Genomic DNA, 2,144 nt, shown 5'->3' on the forward strand with positions numbered 1-2,144 from the left:
GCATCCGGTGCCGCCCCTTCAGACTGGTTCAGGACACCGGCGGCACGGCCACACCCGTGAGGGCCGGCAGCGAGAGGCTGCCGTCGGCACGTTTGCAGACGACCTGGTACCACAGGGTCGTCCCGGTGGGCACGTTCTCGTCGTAGTACGGAGAGGACTCGGGCAGCGGGTTGAAGGTGCCGGTCTGCGGGTTCCAGCGGGAGACCCGGGCTCCGTAGTAGTCCTCCGTGCCCGCAGGGGACCCCCAGGTGATCTCCACATTGTCGCCGAAGGGCCTGACATACGCGTAGGCCACATGGGTGGCCCCCGCGGGCGTCTCCACCGTGGGCCGCAGATCCGGCTCGGTGGTGTGGACCGTGGTGCCGGCGCCGATGTTTCCGGCGAAGTCGATGGGCCGTACGACGTAGCAGAGTTTCTCGCCGTCCGCGAGGTTGACGTCCTGGTACGAGGTGTCGTTCACGTAGGCGTAGCCGATATGCACGGGATCGGCGCAGCTGACGGAGTCGCCGTCGACGACGGTCGTGCCGCGTCGGATCGAGTACTCGTCGAGATCGCCGTCGGTCACCGCCTCCCACGTCAGGACCGTGCCCCACTCCTCGGCGGTCGCGGTCGTGGCGGCCGGCGCCGTCGGACCCTGTCCGTCGGTGGCCGTGGTGGCCACCACCTCGGCGGGCCGGACCGATTCCTGGCCCGTCTTGTCGTAGGCGGTGACCACATAGCGGTGGGTGGTGCCCGGGTCCGGCGCGTTGTCCGTGCACTGGTACCGGATGGTGCCGTCGGCGAGTATGCGCGTGTACCGGGTGCAGCGGCTCAGCTCGACCCAGCCGATGCTCGGGGTGCTGTACCGGTAGATCTTGAAGCCCGTGTAGTCCCCGCCGGTGTCCGAGTCCTCGTCCATCTGCCAGGTCAGGGTGACCGCGCTGCTCTGCGGGAACGCCCGGAGGTTGACGGGGGCGGAGACCGGGCGTCGCGCGACCGTGGCCGGGGTGTAGGCGGTCCGGCCGCTGGCGTCGACCGCCGCGACCCGGTACCGGTAGTCGACTTTGTGGGCCGCGCTGTTGTCGGTCAGCGAGGTGCCGGTCAGCTTCCAGGTGACGGTGTTCTGGCCCGTGGTGTCGCGGATCACGCGATAGCCGACCGCGCCGGGCACCGCGTCCCAGGAGAGGTCGAGGCCGGTGTTGGTGCCGGTGACGGTGAAGCCGTTCGGGGCGGTCACGGCGAAACTGGTGACGGTGACGAGCGCGGACTCGGCCGAGACGTTCCCGGCCCCGGCCTTGTCGTACGCCCTTACCGCGTACTCGTACTGCTCCCCGGTCGCGGGCGGGGTGTCGGTGTACGAAGTGGCGGTGGCCCCTGCGGTCCCCGGAGGGAGCCCCCGCCAGGCGCCGGTGACGGCCACCCGCCGGTAGACGTGATAGCCGGCGAGGTCCATCTCCTTGTTCTTGGACCAGGTCAGCTTGGTCTGCTGGGTGGCGGCGGAGTACGTGGCGGCCAGGCCGGTCGGGGCGAGTGGCTTGGTCTTGTCGACCGTGGCCGAAGTCCGGGGCGCGTACGTGAACTTGACCTTGGCGGAGCCGGTCCAGTGGACGTGGTCGACGCGGAGGGTGTGCTTGCCCTTGGGAATGGTCAGGTTGACGGTCTTGGAGACGGTCGTCGTGCCGTTCTTCCAAAGGTCGACCTTGCGTACGCCGTCGACGTAGACCCGGATGCCGTCCAGGCCGGAGACGGAGAGCGCGAAGGGGCCGCCGGAGCCGAAGTCGCGGGTCACGGACCAGCGGACGCCGAAGTTGTCCTTCGGCAGGCCGGATGCCGGGGCGCCCGTCTTCCAGTTCTCGTCGACGGCGCTGTCGCAGTCGGTCTTCTTCGGGGTGCCGGAGAAGGAGGTGTTCGCGAAGAACTGCCGCTTGAAGACGGGCGAGGCGCACGTCACGGCGGCGGACGCGGGCGTGGCGGTCGCGGCGAGCAGAGCGCCGGCGGTCGCGAGCACGACGACGGCCGCCGTGGCGGCCGTCGTACGTCTGGGTGGGGTCACTGAGGTCCTCGGAGGTCCTGGGTCCTGGGCTGCTGATGTCTGTGGCTGGGGGGTGCCGATGCCTGGTGCTGGTGCTGGTGCTGGTGCTGGTGCCTGGGCCGATGGCTGATCG

General features: G+C 69.9%; 1 protein-coding gene. It reads right to left on the reverse strand.

Features of this window, described 5'->3' with window-relative positions; all coding sequences use genetic code 11:
- Positions 1-28: 28 nt before the first annotated feature.
- Complete coding sequence (locus ACFU53_RS47780; RefSeq protein WP_384006886.1) at positions 29-2,032, reverse strand: PA14 domain-containing protein; 2,004 nt, start codon at positions 2,030-2,032, stop codon at positions 29-31.
- Between the last annotated feature and the right edge of the window lie 112 nt (positions 2,033-2,144).

It is taken from the genome of Streptomyces sp. NPDC057474, from assembly GCF_042802555.1.
Lineage (GTDB): Bacteria > Actinomycetota > Actinomycetes > Streptomycetales > Streptomycetaceae > Streptomyces.